General features: G+C 69.3%; 17 protein-coding genes. 11 read left to right on the top strand and 6 right to left on the bottom strand.

The window, feature by feature from the left end:
• Positions 1 to 31: 31 nt before the first annotated feature.
• Positions 32 to 937: a phosphoribosylaminoimidazolesuccinocarboxamide synthase gene (locus ACGLHS_RS20605; RefSeq protein ID WP_394482754.1), complete on the top strand. Its 906-nt coding sequence runs from the start codon at positions 32 to 34 to the stop codon at positions 935 to 937.
• 34 nt (positions 938 to 971) lie between these two features.
• On the opposite strand, the gene ACGLHS_RS20600 is transcribed toward ACGLHS_RS20605, so the two are convergent.
• Both ACGLHS_RS20600 and ACGLHS_RS20595 read right to left on the bottom strand, forming a co-directional pair.
• Positions 972 to 1409, bottom strand: a complete 438-nt coding sequence (locus tag ACGLHS_RS20600) for an META domain-containing protein (RefSeq protein ID WP_394482752.1) — start codon at positions 1407 to 1409, stop codon at positions 972 to 974.
• 172 nt (positions 1410 to 1581) lie between these two features.
• Entirely contained in the window at positions 1582 to 2502 is a 921-nt protein-coding gene (locus ACGLHS_RS20595) for a tetratricopeptide repeat protein (protein ID WP_394482750.1), read from the bottom strand.
• Positions 2503 to 2538: 36 nt separating this feature from the next.
• Here ACGLHS_RS20595 and purE point away from each other — a divergent pair, with 36 nt between their 5' ends.
• The 3 genes from purE to ACGLHS_RS20580 are packed head-to-tail and all read left to right on the top strand — an operon-like array spanning position 2539 to position 5275.
• Positions 2539 to 3090, top strand: coding sequence for a 5-(carboxyamino)imidazole ribonucleotide mutase (gene purE / locus ACGLHS_RS20590; RefSeq protein ID WP_394482748.1), 552 nt, complete (start codon positions 2539 to 2541; stop codon positions 3088 to 3090).
• Complete coding sequence (locus ACGLHS_RS20585; RefSeq protein ID WP_394482746.1) at positions 3087 to 4277, top strand: 5-(carboxyamino)imidazole ribonucleotide synthase; 1191 nt, start codon at positions 3087 to 3089, stop codon at positions 4275 to 4277. Before purE ends, ACGLHS_RS20585 begins: the two co-directional genes overlap by 4 nt.
• On the top strand, positions 4274 to 5275 hold the full coding sequence (locus ACGLHS_RS20580; protein ID WP_394482744.1) for an L-threonylcarbamoyladenylate synthase: 1002 nt from the start codon (positions 4274 to 4276) through the stop codon (positions 5273 to 5275). Before ACGLHS_RS20585 ends, ACGLHS_RS20580 begins: the two co-directional genes overlap by 4 nt.
• Here ACGLHS_RS20580 and ACGLHS_RS20575 read toward each other — a convergent pair whose 3' ends face one another.
• The 3 genes from ACGLHS_RS20575 to ACGLHS_RS20565 all read right to left on the bottom strand — a co-directional run bounded on the left by ACGLHS_RS20575 (position 5276) and on the right by ACGLHS_RS20565 (position 9040).
• Positions 5276 to 6877: an alpha/beta hydrolase family protein gene (locus ACGLHS_RS20575; protein ID WP_394482742.1), complete on the bottom strand. Its 1602-nt coding sequence runs from the start codon at positions 6875 to 6877 to the stop codon at positions 5276 to 5278.
• Between the two features lie 137 nt (positions 6878 to 7014).
• Positions 7015 to 8445, bottom strand: coding sequence for a D-alanyl-D-alanine carboxypeptidase/D-alanyl-D-alanine-endopeptidase (dacB, locus tag ACGLHS_RS20570; protein ID WP_394482740.1), 1431 nt, complete (start codon positions 8443 to 8445; stop codon positions 7015 to 7017).
• Between the two features lie 7 nt (positions 8446 to 8452).
• A complete protein-coding gene (locus ACGLHS_RS20565; RefSeq protein WP_093242788.1) occupies positions 8453 to 9040 on the bottom strand; it encodes a GDP-mannose pyrophosphatase in 588 nt (195 codons plus the stop codon).
• Positions 9041 to 9120: 80 nt separating this feature from the next.
• Here ACGLHS_RS20565 and ACGLHS_RS20560 point away from each other — a divergent pair, with 80 nt between their 5' ends.
• The 5 genes from ACGLHS_RS20560 to pyrF all read left to right on the top strand — a co-directional run bounded on the left by ACGLHS_RS20560 (position 9121) and on the right by pyrF (position 12922).
• A complete protein-coding gene (locus ACGLHS_RS20560) occupies positions 9121 to 9888 on the top strand; it encodes a DeoR/GlpR family DNA-binding transcription regulator (protein WP_394482737.1) in 768 nt (255 codons plus the stop codon).
• A 115-nt stretch (positions 9889 to 10003) separates the two neighbouring features.
• Entirely contained in the window at positions 10004 to 10732 is a 729-nt protein-coding gene (gene tsaB / locus ACGLHS_RS20555) for a tRNA (adenosine(37)-N6)-threonylcarbamoyltransferase complex dimerization subunit type 1 TsaB (protein ID WP_394482735.1), read from the top strand.
• On the top strand, positions 10729 to 11271 hold the full coding sequence (gene rimI, locus ACGLHS_RS20550) for a ribosomal protein S18-alanine N-acetyltransferase (protein ID WP_394482733.1): 543 nt from the start codon (positions 10729 to 10731) through the stop codon (positions 11269 to 11271). Before tsaB ends, rimI begins: the two co-directional genes overlap by 4 nt.
• The gene (locus ACGLHS_RS20545) at positions 11268 to 12068 is read left to right on the top strand and encodes a uracil-DNA glycosylase family protein (RefSeq protein WP_394482731.1); all 801 of its coding nucleotides are present in this window, start codon (positions 11268 to 11270) and stop codon (positions 12066 to 12068) included. Before rimI ends, ACGLHS_RS20545 begins: the two co-directional genes overlap by 4 nt.
• 32 nt (positions 12069 to 12100) lie before the next feature.
• Positions 12101 to 12922 (top strand): orotidine-5'-phosphate decarboxylase, encoded by an 822-nt coding sequence (pyrF, locus tag ACGLHS_RS20540; RefSeq protein ID WP_394482729.1) that lies wholly within the window; start codon positions 12101 to 12103, stop codon positions 12920 to 12922.
• A gap of 107 nt (positions 12923 to 13029) precedes the next feature.
• Here pyrF and ACGLHS_RS20535 read toward each other — a convergent pair whose 3' ends face one another.
• Positions 13030 to 13764: a helix-turn-helix transcriptional regulator gene (locus tag ACGLHS_RS20535; RefSeq protein WP_093242799.1), complete on the bottom strand. Its 735-nt coding sequence runs from the start codon at positions 13762 to 13764 to the stop codon at positions 13030 to 13032.
• Between the two features lie 142 nt (positions 13765 to 13906).
• Between ACGLHS_RS20535 and ACGLHS_RS20530 the strand changes: the two genes are divergently transcribed.
• Complete coding sequence (locus ACGLHS_RS20530; protein ID WP_093242802.1) at positions 13907 to 14761, top strand: hypothetical protein; 855 nt, start codon at positions 13907 to 13909, stop codon at positions 14759 to 14761.
• Between the two features lie 14 nt (positions 14762 to 14775).
• The gene (locus ACGLHS_RS20525; RefSeq protein ID WP_394482726.1) at positions 14776 to 16731 is read left to right on the top strand and encodes an MFS transporter; all 1956 of its coding nucleotides are present in this window, start codon (positions 14776 to 14778) and stop codon (positions 16729 to 16731) included.
• Positions 16732 to 16741: the final 10 nt, after the last annotated feature.

Here is a 16741-nt window from a genome sequence, read left to right as displayed (position 1 = left end):
CCGTTTTCCCGTTCCCCAGAGCACCTGTTCCATGACCACCGTCCACACCTCCTCCATCCAGAGCCTGCCCCTGCTTGCGCGCGGCAAGGTGCGCGACAACTACGCCGTCGGCGAAGACCGCATCCTGATGGTCGCGAGCGACCGGCTCAGCGCCTTCGACGTGATCATGGGCGAGCCCATTCCCGGCAAGGGCGAGATCCTCACGCAGATGGCGCTGTGGTGGTTCGAGCGGCTGGGCCAGCTGTGCCCCAACCACCTGACCGGCGATGCGCCCGAGAGCGTGGTCACGGCCGACGAGGTGCCGCAGGTCACCGGCCGCTCGATGCTGGTCAAGCGCTTGAAGCCGATCCCGGTCGAGGCCGTGGTGCGCGGCTACCTGGCCGGCAGCGGCTGGAAGGAATACCAGGAGTCGCGTTCGGTCTGCGGCGTGCCGCTGCCCGAGGGCCTGACCAACGCGAGCAAGCTGCCGCGCCCGATCTTCACGCCCGCTGCCAAGGCTGCGGCCGGCGAGCACGACGAGAACATCAGCTACGAGCGCGTGGTCGAGATCGTCGGGCCCAAGCTGGCGCAACAGATCCGCGAGACCAGCATCGCGATCTACGAAACCGCCGCGCAGATCGCGCTGGCCAAGGGAATGATCATTGCCGACACCAAGTTCGAGTTCGGTCTCGACGAGGCCGGCACGCTGGTGCTGATGGACGAGGTGCTCACGCCCGACAGCTCGCGCTACTGGCCGGTCGAGGGCTACCAGGCCGCGCTGGCCGCCGGCGCCAACCCGCCGAGCTACGACAAGCAGTTCGTGCGGGATTGGCTCGAAGCCACCAAGATCAACGGCAAGCCCTGGGACAAGACGCCGCCCGCGCCACGCCTGCCGGCGGAAGTCATCGAGAAGACCGCCGCCAAGTACCGCGAGGCGCTGGAACGCCTCGCCGGCTGACAAAAGAAAAAGAGGGAGAAGAAGCCGCCTGCGCTCAGCGGCTTCCCGAACTCAGGATCGCCACGGTCCGCCCGCCAGCGTCGAGCAGTGCAAGCCGCCCTGGTGCGAGGCGGTAGCTCGTGGTGCTTTGCAGGGCCGAAAGAAACTGCGCTTCATTGGCGCCGCGCGTCGGGTCGGCGCAGGCCATGCGCGTCGAGGCCAACTGGCCGATCTTCAGCGTGACGCCGCTGCGCGTGAAGCTGCCCGACACCCGGTTGCACCCGCCCGAACCGCTGACCCGCCCGCTGCTGCGGTCGAACTGGATCTGCGCCTCGCTCTGCCCGACCGGCTCGTCCCCCAGCTGCGCCAGCCGCCAGACAGGCCCTTCGATCGGTTCGTCCAGGCTGATGCCGCTGCCGCAACCGGTCAGGGCCGCCAGCAGCGCCGTCGTGGCAAGGGCAGGGAGTGCGATACGGCGGGTGAAGGAACGCATGGCCAGTCTTCCTTTTCAATCTGCAACAAGTTGAATCGGGCGTGATCGTATTCGACGCCGCGGTGGCCGCCAACGCGGCGTAGCCCTCGGTGCGGGCGGGCCAAGAAAAAAGCGACCCGCAGGTCGCTTGCTTTCATTTACCAGCGCATCGAAGCGCAGGCGCCAGCCCGAATCAGCTCAGCACGATGCTGCTCAGGCGGCGGCGGTACGTGGCAACGACCGGATCGTCCGGCGGGATCTGCCCGTCGGCCACCTTCACCTTGGGCGGCTCGATCAGGTCGAGGATCGCGATGTAGGTCTTGCGGGCAAGGTCTTCGCTCCAGCTCTTGTCGCGCATGAGGATGTCGAGCAGCTCGTCCATGGCGTCGGTCCAGCGCTGGGCGGCCATCAGCAGGCGGGCGCGGCCGAAGCGGGCGTCGAAGTCGCGCTTGTTGGCGGTGATCTTGGCGTCGAAATCGGCCATGGCGGGCGCCGTGCCTGCGACAGGTGCTGCGAAATCGATAGCATCCATCCAGCGCTGGAGCGAATCGAAGCGGCGCACCAGCGAGGTCTTGGCGATCACCGGTGCAAAGGCGACCTTGGCGTCGTCGACGCGGCCTTCCTGCAGCAGCAGCTTGATGTAGTCGAAGCGCGCGTCGTCGTTGGCCGGGTCGGTGGCGACCGCGTGCTGCAGCTTTTCGAGCGCGCCCAGGGTGTCGCCCTCGGCCAGCGCCTCTTGGGCGGCAGCGCCTTCGGAAGCGGCTTCGGCCTCGTCGGCGCCGGGCACGTGCTTGTCGAGGAACTCGCGGACCTTGTCGGCCGGAATCGCGCCGACGAAGCCGTCGACCGGCTGGCCGTCCTTGAACATCACGCAGAACGGGATGCTGCGCACACCGAACATTTCAGACAGCTGCGACGAAATCTGGGGCACCTTGTCGGCGTCCAGCTTGGCCAGCGTGAAGCGGCCGCCGTATTCCACCTCGAGTTTTTCGAGCACCGGGCCGAGCTGCTTGCAGGGTCCGCACCATTCGGCCCAGATGTCGAGCAGCACCGGCGTGGCGACGGAGCCTTCGACCAGTTCGGCCTGGAAATTTTCGAGAGTGATGTCGATCATCGGAACCAACTGGGGGTGAAACGTAAAATTGAAACCATGAACGAAACCATTCAGGTCGGTGTAGTGATGGGCTCGAGCTCCGATTGGGAGACGATGCGCAACGCGGTCGAGATTCTCCAGCAATTCGGAATCAGCCACGAAGCGAAGGTGGTCTCGGCCCACCGGATGCCCGATGCGCTCTTTGCGTACGCCGAAAGCGCCGCCGGGCGCGGCCTTGCCGCGATCATCGCGGGGGCGGGCGGCGCGGCCCATCTGCCGGGCATGCTGGCGTCGAAAACCACGGTGCCGGTGCTCGGCGTGCCGGTGGCCAGCCGCCACCTGCAGGGCGTCGATTCGCTCTACAGCATCGTGCAGATGCCCAAGGGCGTGCCGGTGGCCACCTTTGCCATCGGCAACGCGGGCGCGGCCAATGCGGCGCTGTTCGCGGTGGCGATGCTGGCGGTGAACAACCCCGCGCTGCGCGCGAAGCTCGACGCCTTCCGCACGGCGCAGACCGCGGCCGCCGAAGCCATGACGCTGCCGCCGGCCCCGGCCGGCGAAGCGCCCGCCGTGTCTCCGTTCTCGCCGCAAGGCGGGGGTGCCCTGTGAGCAACGGCGACCTGCCCGTTCTGCCGGGCGCCACGCTCGGCGTGCTCGGCGGCGGCCAGCTGGGGCGCATGTTCGCCCACGCGGCCCAGCGCATGGGCTACTTCACGGTGGTGCTCGACCCCGATGCGGACAGCCCCGCCGGCCGCGTGAGCCACAACCACATCCACACCGACTACGCCGACGTCGACGGCCTGGCGCGCCTGGCCGGCCTGGCCGACGCGGTCACGACCGAGTTCGAGAACGTGCCGGCGCCGTCGCTGGAGCACCTGGCGGTGGCGCGGCCGGTGTCGCCGGGCGCCTCGGCCATCGCCATCGCGCAGGACCGCATTGCCGAGAAGGCCCACTTCACCCGCTGCGGCGTGCCCTGCGCGCCCTACGCCGCCATCGAAACGGCAGCGCAGCTCGCCGCCGTCGAAGACCACCTGCTGCCCGGCATCCTGAAAACCGCGCGAATGGGCTACGACGGCAAGGGCCAGCAGCGCGTGAGCACGCGCGCCGAGCTGGTCGATGCCTGGCAGGCCACGGGCTGCGTGCCCTGCGTGCTCGAAAAGCTGCTGCCGCTTGAATTCGAATGCTCGGTGATCCTCGCGCGCGGCCGCGACGGGCAACTGGTGCACTTTCCGCCGCAGCGCAACCTGCACCGCGACGGCATCCTCGCCGTGACCGAGGTGCACCCGCTGAACATGCCCAAGACCGTGGCGCAGGGCGCGATCAACTCCGCCAAGAGCATCGCCAACGGCCTGAACTACGTGGGCGTGCTGTGCGTCGAGTTCTTCGCGCTGGCCGACGGCTCGCTGGTGGTGAACGAAATGGCGCCGCGCCCGCACAACAGCGGCCACTACACGATGGAAGCCTGCGACGTGTCGCAGTTCGAGCTGCAGGTGCGCACGCTCGCCGGCCTGCCGCTGGCCGCGCCGCGCCAGCACAGCCCCGCGATCATGCTGAACCTGCTGGGCGACCTGTGGTTTCCGGCCGGTGCCGACAAGCCGGCCTCGCCGCCGTGGGCCGAAGTGCTCGCGCTGCCCGGCGTGCACCTGCACCTCTACGGAAAGATGGAACCCCGGCGCGGCCGCAAGATGGGCCACCTGACCCTCACCGGCGCCACGCTCGAAGGCGTGCGCGCCACGGCCACGCAGGCCGCCGTGCTGCTGGGCCTGCCGGCGGTCGCCGTGACCGGGCTCTCATGATCCTCGACGGCCGATCTCCCGAGGCCATCGCCGAAGCAGCGCGCGTGCTGCGCGCGGGCGGGCTGGTCGCGTTCCCGACCGAGACCGTCTACGGCCTGGGCGCCGACGCGAGCAGCGACACCGCCGTGGCCGGCATCTTCAAGGCCAAGGGCCGGCCGGCCGACCATCCGCTGATCGTCCATGTGGCGGCCGGCATGAAGGGCACCGAGTCGCTGTCGCGCTTTGCCCAGCCGCTGCCGCCGTTCGCGCAGAAGCTGGTGCAGGCCTTCTGGCCCGGCCCGCTGACGCTGATCGTCACGCGCCAGCCCGGCGTGGGCGCGGCGGCGGCCGGTGGGCAGGACACCATCGGCCTGCGCTGCCCCTCGCACCCCGTGGCACAGGCGCTGCTGGAGGCTTGCGCCGAGCAGGGCGTGCCCGGCCTCGCGGGGCCGAGCGCCAACCGCTTCGGCCGCGTGAGCCCCACCACCGCCCAGCACGTGCACGACGAGTTCGGCGATGCGGTGCTGGTGATCGACGGTGGCGCGTGCGAGGTCGGCATCGAATCGACCATCGTCGACTGCAGCCGCGGCGCGCCCGTGCTGCTGCGCCCCGGCCTCATCACGCGCGCGCAGATCGAGGCCGCCTGCGGCGAGAAGCTGGCCGACCGCGAAGTGCTCGAAACCCCCGACCCGCGCGCCTCGGGCACGCTCGAAGCGCATTACGCACCCAACGCCAAGCTGCGGCTGATGGACGCCAAGGCCATCCAGGCCGGCCTTGACGTGCTGGGCGCCAACGCGGCGCACCTGGCCGTGTGGTCGCGCGCCGCGATCCGCTGCCGCTCGCAGCGCGTGCTGCAGCGGCGCATGCCCGACGACGCGGCCACCAGCGCGCAGCAGCTGTTTGCGGTGCTGCGCGAATTCGACGCACAGGGTGTCAAGCTGATCTGGGTCGAAACCCCGCCCGACACCCCCGAGTGGGAAGGCGTGAAAGACCGCCTCCAGCGCGCCTCGGCGGCCTGATCAGCCCCCGGCGGCCAGCACGCCCTGGAAGAAACCGCGGGCCGACGCCAGGCAGAACGGCGGCGCCAGCGTGCCGTGGTAGGCCAGCGTGACGGCCTGCGCCTTGTCCGACGCGCTGCCCGAGGTGTTTTGCGCCAGCAGGCTCTTGGCCTGCGCAAAACCGGCGCGCGCGTTCGAGTAGGCGTCGACCGCGGCGCCGTCTTCCAGGTCGACCACGCTCAGGAGCGCCGGCGGCATGCCCTTGGCGAGGAAGTAGCCGGTGGTGGCGCGCGTGCTCACGAAGTTCACGGTCGGGTCGTTGGCGCCGCCGCACATCAGCATCGGGCGGGTCGGCACCCAGTTGCGCAGGTCGTTGGCGAGCGCCGCCTGGCGAAAGCCCACCGTCGGCTTGCAGTCCAGCGGCGTGGTCGAGGCCAATGAGGCCGACGTGGCGGGCAGCGCATTGCCCGAGCAGCCGTTCGACTGGATGTCGCCCGCCGTCAGGGTCAGGTAGCTCTGGCGGATCAGGTTGTTGGCGCCGTAGAAGATCGACAGCTGCGAGTTCACCGGGCCGGGCTTCGCATTGGCCGGGAACAGCGCCAGCTGCGGCAGCTTGCCGGTCGCGAACAGCGTGTTGACGGGCGTCAGGCTCGGCAGCAGGGTGTCGATGCCGGGGGCGTACTGGTCTTCGTACACGTCGGAGGTGGCCTTGTAGACATTGCCGAACTGCTGCTGCCAGCTGGTCGTGAGCAGCGGCACGAAGAGCGTGCTGCCCAGCGCCGGCCAGCCCAGGAAGCTGTAGTCGGTCAGCAGGCTGATGGCCGAGGGCGCCGACAGCGGCGCCGAGGCCGTCACCGCCTTGCCCGTGGCCTGCATCTCGCGGTGCGCCGCCATCGCGACATAGCCACCCTGCGAATAGCCGGTGATGAACAGCGAGCCCGCGTCCGTCGCGTTGATGTTCGAGAAGGTCTTGCGCGCGGCCGTCAGCGCATCGACCATGTCCTTGCCCTGCTGGTCGCCGTCCAGGTACGGGTGGTAGGGCAGCGTCGACTTGTCGTAGCCCGCGTAGTTGGGCGCCACCACGATGAAGCCCTGCGCCGCGAACATGGCGGCGATCAGCAGGCCCTCGCCGGCGGCCGGCTGAGTGCTGTCGGTCCATTGGGCGAGGTTGTAGTTTTTCGCCGCGGTGGTGCCATGCGCGTAGAGCACGACCGGCCGCGCGCCGCTGCAGGCGACGTCGGTACCGGTGGGCACCATGATCGCGGCGGTGGCGTTGGTGGCCTCGTTCTTGGCGCCGATGGTGCGGTATTCGAGGTAACGCATGTCGATGCCGCACTTGGGCGTGCCCGCCACCTGCAGCAGCGCCTTGCCCTGGTCGCTGGACTGCAGGCTGGCCTTGAACTGGTCGGAAGACAGGCTGGCCGACTGCTGGGGCGGGTTGGTCACGACCGAGCCGCGGCCGGTGTCGCCGGCCGGCGGCGTGCCGCCACCGAAACCGAAGCCACCTCCGCCGTCACCGCCGCCACCACAGGCCCCGAGCAACAGCGTTGCGCCTGCGAGGACCGCGAACGCCGCCGGCCGGCGCAGCAGAAGAGTGGCGGGATGTTGTTGTGGCTTTTTCAAGGCATGTCTCCTGCGTTGGTTTTGCACTAAATAGAACGAGCGTCCGATTCTGTGCAGCGCCATGTCCGCGCGCAAGCGCGCGTTTCCCGTCAGAAGATTTCAGTACATGCCCGGCTGGCGAGCCCGGCGAGCGGCCCTCAGTTGTCCTGCGAAGCCCAATCGACCAGCGCGTCGAAGGCGGCGCGTGCCGCCACCGCGTTCTCGCCGTTGGCGATGGCCACCAGCACATACCGTCGGCCGCTCGTGCCGTCCACGTAGCCGGCCACGCCCGAAGCATCGCGCAGGGTGCCGGTCTTCAGGTGGGCCGAGCCGCCCGAGCGCAGCGTGCGCTTCTTGAGCGTGCCGTCCACGCCCATGGCCGGCAGCGAGGACATCAGCTCCGGCATCACCGGCGAGCGCCACGCCACCTGCAGCATCTTGCCGAGGGCGGCCGCGCTGATGCGCTCGTCGCGCGACAGGCCCGAGCCGTTCTCGAACACCGGCTGCGCCTCGCCGGTGCCGATGCGCTCGCGCCACCATTGGCCCAGCGCGGTGCGCGAGGCCTCGAAGGTGCCGCGGCTCTTCTGCGTCAGCCCGATCGTGAGGAACAACTGCTGCGCCATCACGTTGTTGCTGTACTTGTTGATGTCGCGGACCACCTCGGCCAGCGGCGGCGACTCGAACTCGAAGGCCGGCTTCAGCCCCGCCGGCACGCGCCCTTCGCGCATCTGGCCGCCCACGCGCCCGCCCATCTCGGCCCACATGCCGCCGATGGCGCGCAGGCTGTAGGTGCGCGGATCGCCGTACGCCACAGCCCAGCTCTTCTCGCCGCAGGCGGCCGGAAAGCTGCCGTTGAAGCGGATGCGGTTGACGTCGCTGAAGTCGGTCTTGAGCGCGGTGCGCCAGTCGCCGCATTCGCCGGGGGTCAGCGCCACGGTGGTCGGCATGGCGACGCTGGCCAGCGGCGGCTCGTAGCTCACGCGCGCGATCTGGCCGGCGCGGTCGGGCACGAAGGTCATGTTGACCGACTTGAAGTTGACCAGCAGCGCGTCGGGCGAGGCGTTGTAGGGCCGCAGCGGCTCGCCGTCGAAGGCGGCGGGGTCGCCCTCGACCGTGTTCTCGAAGGCGCTGCGGTCGATGATGATGTCGCCGCCCACGGTGGTGATGCCCAGCCCCTGCACGTGGCGCAGCAGCAGCCACACGCGCTCCAGCACCAGCTTCGGATCACCCTGGCCCTTGATGTACAGGTTGCCGTTGAGCACGCCGTTGCTGACCGTGCCGTCGACGTAGACCGGCGTGGTCCAGTTGTAGGCCGCGCCCAGCATGTCGAGCGCGGCGTAGGTGGTGACCAGCTTCATGATCGACGCCGGGTTCACCGGCGCCTGCGTGCGCCAGGCCAGGCGCGGCTGGCGCGAGCCGTCGGCCTCGGCCACGAGCATCGTCACCGTCTCGCGCGGCACCTTGGCGCGCGCCAGGGCCGCTTCGACCTGGGGCGGCAACGCCTGCTGGGCGAAGGCGCTGGCCGAAGCCAGCGTGGCGAGCGAGAGGAAGAAAAGGGAGGAAGGGATCAGGCGGGTGGCAAAACGCATCCGGCCATTATCCCGGCGGGAAAACGTGCAGCTTCGCGTGGTACAGCAGCATCACCGTCTTGGCGTCGACGATGCGGCCGTCGGCCACCATGGCCAGCGCCTCGTCGATGGGCAACTCGAGCACCTCGATGTCCTCGCCCTCTTCCGCCAGCCCGCCGCCGCTGCCGATGCGCATGGAGGGCTCGTAGGGCGCGACGAAGAAGTGCAGCTTCTCGGTCACCGAGCCGGGGCTCATGAAGCTCTCGAAGATCTTCGTGACCGTGCCGAGCCGGTAGCCCAACTCTTCCTCGACCTCTGCGCGGATGCGCTCCTCGGGCGCCGCGTTGTCGAGCAGGCCGGCCGCGGCCTCGATCAGCAGGTCGTCATGTCCGTTGACGAACACCGGGTAGCGGAACTGCCGCACCAGCAGCACCGTGCGCTGCGCCAGGTTGTAGGGCAGCAGCGTGGCGCCGTTGCCGCGGTCGTAGGTCTCGCGGTGCATGGGCTGCCACTGGCCGTCGTTGCGCAACCAGTCCAGCCGGGTGGTTTTGAGCACGAACCAGTTGTCGGAAAGGAGGGTGACTTCGTGCACCCGGACGCGGTCTTGAAGGGTCATGGGTGGCGAGCATATGTGCAAATTCGTGCATTATCAAGAAAATTCGTGCAATCGATGAAGGAGGCCGATACCATCGGGCCATGCTCACCAGCCAGCGCAAACAACACATCCTCTCGGCCCTGCAGCGCGACGGCAACGTCGTCGCGAAGTCGCTCAGCGAAGCGCTCGGCCTGTCCGAAGACACCATCCGCCGCGACCTGCGCGAGATGGCGGCCGAAGGCCTGCTGCAGCGCGTGCACGGCGGTGCGCTGCCGCTGGCGCCGGCCGGTGCCGACTTCGCGAGCCGCCAGCAGCTCGCGTCGGACGAGAAGGTGCTCATCGGCCGTGCCGCCGCGCGGCTGGTGCGGCCGGGGCAGGTGGTGTTCGTCGATGGCGGCACCACCGCCGTGCAACTGGCGCGCCATCTGCCGCGCACCCTGCAGGCCACAGTGGTCACGCACAGCCCGTCGGTGGCGGTCGAGCTGGCCGCGCACACGCAGCTCGAGGTGGTGCTGATCGGCGGGCGGCTCTTCAAGCACTCGGTGGTGGCGGTGGGCGCTGCGGCCATGGGCGCCATCGCGCGCATCCACGCCGACACCTACTTCATGGGCGTCACGGGCGTGCACGCCGAAGCCGGGTTGACCACGGGCGACCTCGAAGAGGCCGAGATCAAGCGCGCGCTGATGGCCTCGGCGGCCGAAACAGTCGTGCTGGCGTCGTCCGAAAAGCTCGGCGTGGCCTCGGCCTGGGTGGTCAACCCGGTGACGGCGGCGACCACCCTGCTGGTCTCGCCCGAGGCGCCGGCCAAGGCGCTGGCGCCGCTGCGCAAGGCCGGGTTGACGATCCTGCGCAGCGATCACGGCGGGTGATTGCCCGACCTGGGGACGGGTGCGCGGGGTGCCCTCGATAATCGGGGGATGCCTATTGCGTCCCGCTTCTTTCCCCGCACATCCGGCATCGGTGCGGCCCCGGGGCGTCACGTCCATGTCTGAAACCCTGAAGCTGCTGGCTTTCGACACCAGCACCGAGCACCTGTCGGTGGCCGTGCGCCACGGCGACCGGCTGCTGGCCCACAGCGGCGCCGGCGGCGCGCAGGCCTCGACCACCCTGCTCCCGCTGATCCAGCAATTGATGGCCGACGCCGGGCTGGCGTTGGCCGACCTCGACGCCATCGCCTTCGGCCGTGGCCCCGGCTCGTTCACCGGCCTGCGCACCGCCTGCTCGGTGGCGCAGGGGCTGGCCTTCGGCGCCAATGTTCCGCTGCTGCCGGTCGACACCCTGCTCGCCGTGGCCGAAGAGGCCCGCCATGCCTTCGGCGCGCGCCGGGTGGTGGCGGTGCTCGACGCCCGCATGGACCAGCTCTACGCCGCCCGCTACGACTTCGACACCGCCGGCCCGCTGGGCGGCGACGACGAGCCCCTGCTGCTGTCGCCCGAGGCGCTCGACGTCCCCGCCGGCTGGGCGCTGGCCGGCAACGCCTTCGCCGCCTACGGCCCGCGCCTGGCGCCGGCCACGGCCCGCCACGAGGTGCTGCCGACCGCCGCCGCCATGCTGCGGCTGGCGCCCGCGCTGCTCGCGGCTGGGCGCACCGTGCCCGCCGCACAAGCCTGGCCGCTGTACGTTCGCGATAAAGTGGCGCAAACCACCGAAGAGCGCGCAGCCATCAAGGCGGCCGCCACCGCAGCAGCCCTGGTACCACCCACCCACGCATGAGCGCCGTCCTCCAGCCCGTCGAAGCCCGCCTCGAACCGCTCACCATCGAGCGGATCGACGCTGTCTGCGCGGTCGAGCTGACGGCCTACAGCCACCCGTGGACGCGCGCCAACTTCACCGATTCCATGGCCGTCGGCTACCACTGCCAGTGCCTGCTGGCGCCAGTGTCCAGCCCCGGCGTGGACACGCCGGTCACCAGCCTGGGCGAAACGCTCATCGGCTATTTCGTCGCCATGAAGGGCGTGGACGAGGTGCACCTGCTCAACATCACGGTGGCGCCGGCCTTCCAGCGCCAGGGCTGGGCGCCGCTCATGCTCGAAGCGCTGACCGGCTGGTCGCGCGGCGAGGGCGCGCAGTGGCTCTGGCTCGAAGTGCGCCAGAGCAACCAGCGCGCGCTCGACATCTACGTGCGCCAAGGCTTTCGCAGCGTCGGCGTGCGCAAGGGCTACTACCCCGCGCATGAAGGCAAGCGTGAAGACGCGGTCGTCATGAGCCTCCGATTGAATGAAACAGGCACCGCCTGGGGAGCCTTGCGATGAGCGCCGTGCAGACACTGAAGCTCGACGCCCGCCAGCGCGCGATGCTCGACGAGATGGGCGTGAAGGTCTGGTGGCCGATGCCTGAAGTGGTCGAAGAGGCGCCTGTTGCCATTGAAGCGGTACCGGCTGTCGAAGAACAGGCGCCCGTGAGCGAGCGATTCGTTGCCGAAGCGCCGCCGGCCCCGGCCCCCGCGCCTGTAGCCGCACGGCCCGCCGCCTCGCCCGCCCCGGTCGCCCGCCCCGCACCCGCCGCCCCCGCGACGCATGGCGCCGCCGTCCTCGTCGAAACCCCGCGCCGCCTCTACGGCGACGCCGTCGATCCGTTGGCATCGGTGGAAGGCGGCTGGCTGGTCGTGGCCGACATGCCGCCCGAAGCCGACGGCCGCCACGGCGAGCCCTTCGCGGGCGACGCTGGCAAGCTGCTCGACAACATGCTGCGCGCCCTCAAGCTGCACGACGGCAAGACGCCGGTGCATCTGGTGCGCACCCATCGCGGCGTGGCCGCCGGCCAGCCCGGCAGCCCGCGTCCCATGGCCGAGGCTTTCGACGAACACGCGGCGGTGCTCGCCCCCCGTGTCGTGCTGGCGATGGGCCCGTTGGCCGCCCAGAGCCTCATGCAAAGCGGCGACCCGCTCGGCAAGCTGCGCGGCCGCGTCGTGCCGCTGGCGTCGGCCGGTGGCGCGGCGGTGGTGGCGACGTATCACCCGGCGTATCTGCTGCGCAACCCCGCCGACAAGGCCCGTGCGTGGGCCGACCTTTGCCTCGCGGCCGAGCAGCACACACCCACCCCGGATTGAGCGCCGGGAGCGGCCGCCTAAAATCACGGCCCATGACTTTCCTCGACAAGCTGGCCGCTGCACAGCAAAAAAACAGCTCGTTGCTCTGCGTGGGGCTCGATCCGGAGCCCGCCAAGTTCCCCGGGGGATACAGGGACGACGCCAGCCGCATCTATGACTTCTGCGCGCGCATCGTCGACGCGACGGCCGACCTGGTCATCGCCTTCAAGCCCCAGATCGCCTATTTCGCGGCCCATCGTGCCGAAGCCCAGCTCGAACAGCTGATGGAGCACATGCGCCGCAACGCGCCGCACGTGCCCGTGATCCTCGACGCCAAGCGCGGCGACATCGGTTCCACCGCCGAGCAGTACGCCCTCGAAGCCTTCGAGCGCTATGGCGCCGACGCGGTGACGCTGTCGCCCTTCATGGGCTTCGATTCGGTGGCGCCGTACCTCAAGCACGAGGGCAAGGGCGCCTTCCTGTTGTGCCGCACCAGCAACCCCGGCGGCTCCGACCTGCAGGGCCAGCGGCTGGCGGACATCGACGGCCAGCCCTTCCTCTACGAGCACGTCGCCAGATTGGCGCAGGGGCCGTGGAACCTCAACGGCCAGCTCGGGCTGGTGGTGGGCGCGACCTACCCGGCCGAGATCGAGCGCGTGCGCGCGCTGGCGCCGACGGTGCCGCTGCTGATCCCGGGCGTCGGCGCCCAGGGCGGCGATGCGGTGGCCACGGTGCGCGCGGGTTGGCGCGCCGATGCACCGATCATCGTGAACTCGTCGCGGGCGATCTGCTACGCGTCGTCCGGCGAAGACTTCGCCGATGCGGCCAAGAACGCCGCGCGGGCTACACGCGACGCCCTCGAAGCAGCCAAATAGGGCTCGCCCCCAGGCTACGCGCACTTCGTGTCGCTTCGCCAACCCCCTACCGGAGGCAACACCAGAGGCCCGGCGAAGCCGGTTCCTCGGTGTTCCTGGATTGAGGGTCAGGCCCGGCGCAGACGGGTGAACGCCTCGAACTCCCAATTGCGCATCCCCAGCAGCAGCGTATAGCCCTCGCGGTCCTTCGCGGCCAGCTTCTGGTCGGTCTGGTGCTGCTGCGCAAAGTCTTGCGCCACGCGCTGCAGCCGTTCGAGAAAAGCCGGCGCCAGTGAGCGGCTGATCTGGCCGTGCACCAGCAGCAGCCCTTCGGCCGGGCCGTCGAAGCCGCCGTTGTAGTAGTCGAGCACCACGTTCTCGCGGAAGAACTCCATCACCGGCCCGTGTGGCCGCCAGCGGAAGGTCTTGGCCAGCTTCAGGCGATACCGGTTCAGCGGGCGCAGCTCGATGATGCCGATGCGGTCCAGCTGCGCCAGGAAGCCGATGCACTCGGCCTCGCTCACCCGGTAGGCCGCCACGATCTGCTCCAGCGTCCACTGGCTCAGCACGCTGATGGCCACCAGCAGCAATTTCTTGTCCTTGACCACGGCCTTTTCCTGCTCGTGCGTCAGTTCCTTCAGCAGCGGCTGGGCGTCGGCCACGCGGCGGGCCAGTTCGGCGAAATCGATCTTCAGCGCACGGCAGATGGCATCGACGCGCGACAGCGGCATGTCGCTCTTGGCCAGCATCCGCTTGACGCTGGATTCGGCCATGTCGAGCGACCGGGCCAGATCGGCGTAGGTCATGCGGGCGCTTTTGAGTTCGTTCTTGAGGGCGAGTACGAGGTCGACGGTGGTGCTCATGGTTTGAAGCGTACACGGGCGCGAAGGAGTATCGAAAGCGGATACCGAAAGGAGTGAATTGGTACCTCGTATCGATTTTCGATGCCCATGGGGAGGCCGGCCACTAAATTCCGCCGCTCGTCACCCACCACCGAGGAACGCCATGCTTCTGCCCTCCCTCAGCCGCCGCGAACGCGGGCTGCTTTTCACCTTCGCTCTGCTCACGCTGATCGCCGTCTTCGGCCCCGCCCTGCCGGCGGCCGACGTCGCCATCGCCTCGGTGTTCGCCGACGACCGCGCCTGGCATGGCCTGCCCAACGCCATGGACGTGCTGAGCAACCTGCCCTTCGTGCTGGTCGGCTTCTGGGGCCTGTACCGGCTGAACCGCATCGACCGCTCGCACCAGCAGGCGCTGTCGGTGTTTCCGCTGGCACCGCCCGCCAGCGACCCGCCCGACAACTCGCTCGACTGCGCCTGGCTGTTCTTCGCGGGGCTGATTGCCACCGCCGCCGGCTCGGCCTTCTATCACCTCGTGCCCGACGCGCCCCGGCTCGCGGCCGACCGCGCCGGCATGGCGGTGGCCTTCGCGGGGCTGATGGGTGTGGCGGTGTGCGAACGCGTCAGCCAGCGCGCCGGCTGGCCCGTCGCCTGGTTCGTGCTGACGGCCGGCCTGCTGGCGGCCGAGGTGTTCCAGGAAACCGGCAACGTCCTGCCCTGGGCGCTGGTGCAGTTCGGCGGCATGGCGCTGGTGGTCACGATGGCGCTGTCCACGCCGATGCGCGGCGGGGTGGGACTGAAGCTCGGCTGGGTGATCGGCTTCTACGTGCTGGCCAAGGTCTTCGAGCTGACCGACCACCAGATCTACGCGTTCACGCAGCACACGATTTCGGGCCACACGCTCAAGCACATCACGGCCGCGCTGGCGGGCCTGCCGGTCTTGTGGGCCCTGCACAAGCTCGAGATGCGCTGGCAGGCGGCGCTGCGGCACAATCCAGCCGCAGCCGCGATGGCGGCCTGAGGAGAATTCTTCGAATGACAACCCCCGCCGCTGCCGCAGCCACCCCCGTGGTCCACGAAGCGAACGCCCACGCCAACCAGTTCGCCCTCCTCAAGCAGCGGCGCTTCGCGCCCTTCTTCTGGACCCAGTTCTCGGGCGCGGCGAACGACAACCTCTTCAAGTTCGCCTTCACCGTCATGGTGACCTACCAGCTGCAGCTGAGCTGGATGCCGCCGGCCATGGCGGGCCTGGTGATCGGTGCGCTGTTCATCCTGCCGTTCCTGCTGTTCTCGGCCACCTCGGGCCAGCTCACCGACAAGTTCGACAAGACGAAGATGATCCGCTTCGTCAAGAATCTCGAGATCGTCATCATGCTGCTCGCGGCCTGGGGCTTCGTGCGGGCCGACGCGGTGATCCTGCTGGGCTGCGTGTTCCTCATGGGGCTGCACTCCACGCTGTTCGGGCCGGTCAAGTTCGCCTACCTGCCGCAGGTGCTCGACGCACGCGAGCTCACGGGCGGCAACGGCATGGTCGAGATGGGCACCTTCGTCGCCATCCTGCTGGGGCAGGTGGCGGGCGGCCTGCTGGTGGCGGTGCCGCAGATCGGCCATACAAGCGTGGCGGTGGCCTGCGTGCTGCTGGCGCTGGTGGGGCGCGGCGTGGCACAGGCGATTCCGCCGGCCCCGGCCACCGACCCCGGCCTGGTCATCAACTGGAACCCCTTCAGCGAAACCTGGCGCAACCTGAAGCTGGCGCACGAGAACGTCGTGGTGTTCCGCTCGCTGCTGGGCATTTCGTGGATGTGGTTCTTCGGCGCGGTGTTCCTGAGCCAGTTCCCCAGCTTCGCCAAGGAAGTGCTGCACGGCGACGAGCAGGTGGCGTCGCTGCTGCTGGTGGTGTTCTCGGTGGGTATCGGCGTCGGCTCGCTGCTGTGCGAGACGCTGAGCCGCCGGCAGGTCGAGATCGGCCTGGTGCCGCTGGGCGCCATCGGCATGAGCGTGTTCGCCATCGACCTGTACTTTGCCTCGCGCGGCCTGCCGAAGGTGGCGGAGATGGGCATCGGCACCTTCGTGCATCAGAGCGCCCACTGGCGCGTGATGGCCGACCTGGCGCTGCTGTCGCTATTCGCGGGCCTGTACAGCGTGCCCATGTATGCGCTGATCCAGCTGCGCAGCCAGCCCACGCACCGCGCGCGCATCATCGCGGCGAACAACATCCTCAATGCGCTGTTCATGATCGGCAGCTCGATCCTGGCGGGCGCGCTGCTCGGCGCGGGCTTCAGCATTCCGCAGATCTTTTTGTTCACCGGCATCGCCAACGCGGTGGTGGCGTTCTACATCTTCATGCTGGTGCCCGAGTACATGCTGCGCTTCGTGGCCTGGGTGCTGTCGCGCTTCGTCTACCGCTTCGACATCAAGGGCGACGAGCACATCCCGACCGAGGGCGCCGCCGTGCTGGTGTGCAACCACGTGAGCTTCATCGACGCGGTGCTGCTGATGGCGGCCAGCCCGCGCCCGATCCGCTTCATCATGGACCACCGGATCTTCAAGGTGCCGGTGCTGGGCTGGCTGTTCAAGCTGGCCAAGGCGATTCCGATCGCGCCGCAGAAGGAAGACCCGGCGGCCTACGAAGCGGCCTTTGCCAAGGCACTCGACGTGCTGCGCGAGGGCGACCTGCTCGCTATCTTCCCCGAGGGTTCGATCACCCGCGACGGCGCGCTGCAGCCCTTCAAGGGCGGCGTGATGAAGATCGTGGAGAGCGCACGCGCCGAGGGCATCGAGCCGCCGGTGATCCCGATGGCGCTGACCAACCTGTGGGGCTCGTACTTCAGCCGCATCGAGCTGCGCGGCGGCGAACAGGTCGCGATGGCCAAGCCCTTTCGCCGCGGCTTCTTCAGCCGCGTGGGCCTGAACGTTGGCCATGCCGTGCCGCCGGCCGAGGTGCAGCCCGAGTCGCTGCGCCAGCGCGTGAGCGGCCTGCTCGGCACCTGACGCGCGCCTC

This window comes from Variovorax sp. VaC1 (assembly GCF_043658315.1).
Lineage (GTDB): Bacteria > Pseudomonadota > Gammaproteobacteria > Burkholderiales > Burkholderiaceae_C > Variovorax.
Note: the sequence above shows the minus strand (reverse complement) of the source record. Positions and strands in the feature narration are given on the sequence as shown.

Excerpts from the sequence above, each read along its gene's own strand:
- ACGLHS_RS20605 (WP_394482754.1), top strand. The coding sequence starts at position 32 with ATGACCACCGTCCACACCTCCTCCATCCAGAGCCTGCCCCTGCTTGCG.
- purE (WP_394482748.1), top strand. The coding sequence starts at position 2,539 with ATGAACGAAACCATTCAGGTCGGTGTAGTGATGGGCTCGAGCTCCGAT.
- ACGLHS_RS20565 (WP_093242788.1), bottom strand. The coding sequence starts at position 9,040 with ATGACCCTTCAAGACCGCGTCCGGGTGCACGAAGTCACCCTCCTTTCC.
- ACGLHS_RS20535 (WP_093242799.1), bottom strand. The coding sequence starts at position 13,764 with ATGAGCACCACCGTCGACCTCGTACTCGCCCTCAAGAACGAACTCAAA.
- ACGLHS_RS20545 (WP_394482731.1), top strand. The coding sequence starts at position 11,268 with ATGAGCGCCGTGCAGACACTGAAGCTCGACGCCCGCCAGCGCGCGATG.
- ACGLHS_RS20580 (WP_394482744.1), top strand. The coding sequence starts at position 4,274 with ATGATCCTCGACGGCCGATCTCCCGAGGCCATCGCCGAAGCAGCGCGC.
- ACGLHS_RS20600 (WP_394482752.1), bottom strand. The coding sequence starts at position 1,409 with ATGCGTTCCTTCACCCGCCGTATCGCACTCCCTGCCCTTGCCACGACG.
- ACGLHS_RS20560 (WP_394482737.1), top strand. The coding sequence starts at position 9,121 with ATGCTCACCAGCCAGCGCAAACAACACATCCTCTCGGCCCTGCAGCGC.
- ACGLHS_RS20525 (WP_394482726.1), top strand. The coding sequence starts at position 14,776 with ATGACAACCCCCGCCGCTGCCGCAGCCACCCCCGTGGTCCACGAAGCG.
- rimI (WP_394482733.1), top strand. The coding sequence starts at position 10,729 with ATGAGCGCCGTCCTCCAGCCCGTCGAAGCCCGCCTCGAACCGCTCACC.
- ACGLHS_RS20595 (WP_394482750.1), bottom strand. The coding sequence starts at position 2,502 with ATGATCGACATCACTCTCGAAAATTTCCAGGCCGAACTGGTCGAAGGC.
- pyrF (WP_394482729.1), top strand. The coding sequence starts at position 12,101 with ATGACTTTCCTCGACAAGCTGGCCGCTGCACAGCAAAAAAACAGCTCG.
- dacB (WP_394482740.1), bottom strand. The coding sequence starts at position 8,445 with ATGCGTTTTGCCACCCGCCTGATCCCTTCCTCCCTTTTCTTCCTCTCG.
- ACGLHS_RS20530 (WP_093242802.1), top strand. The coding sequence starts at position 13,907 with ATGCTTCTGCCCTCCCTCAGCCGCCGCGAACGCGGGCTGCTTTTCACC.
- tsaB (WP_394482735.1), top strand. The coding sequence starts at position 10,004 with ATGTCTGAAACCCTGAAGCTGCTGGCTTTCGACACCAGCACCGAGCAC.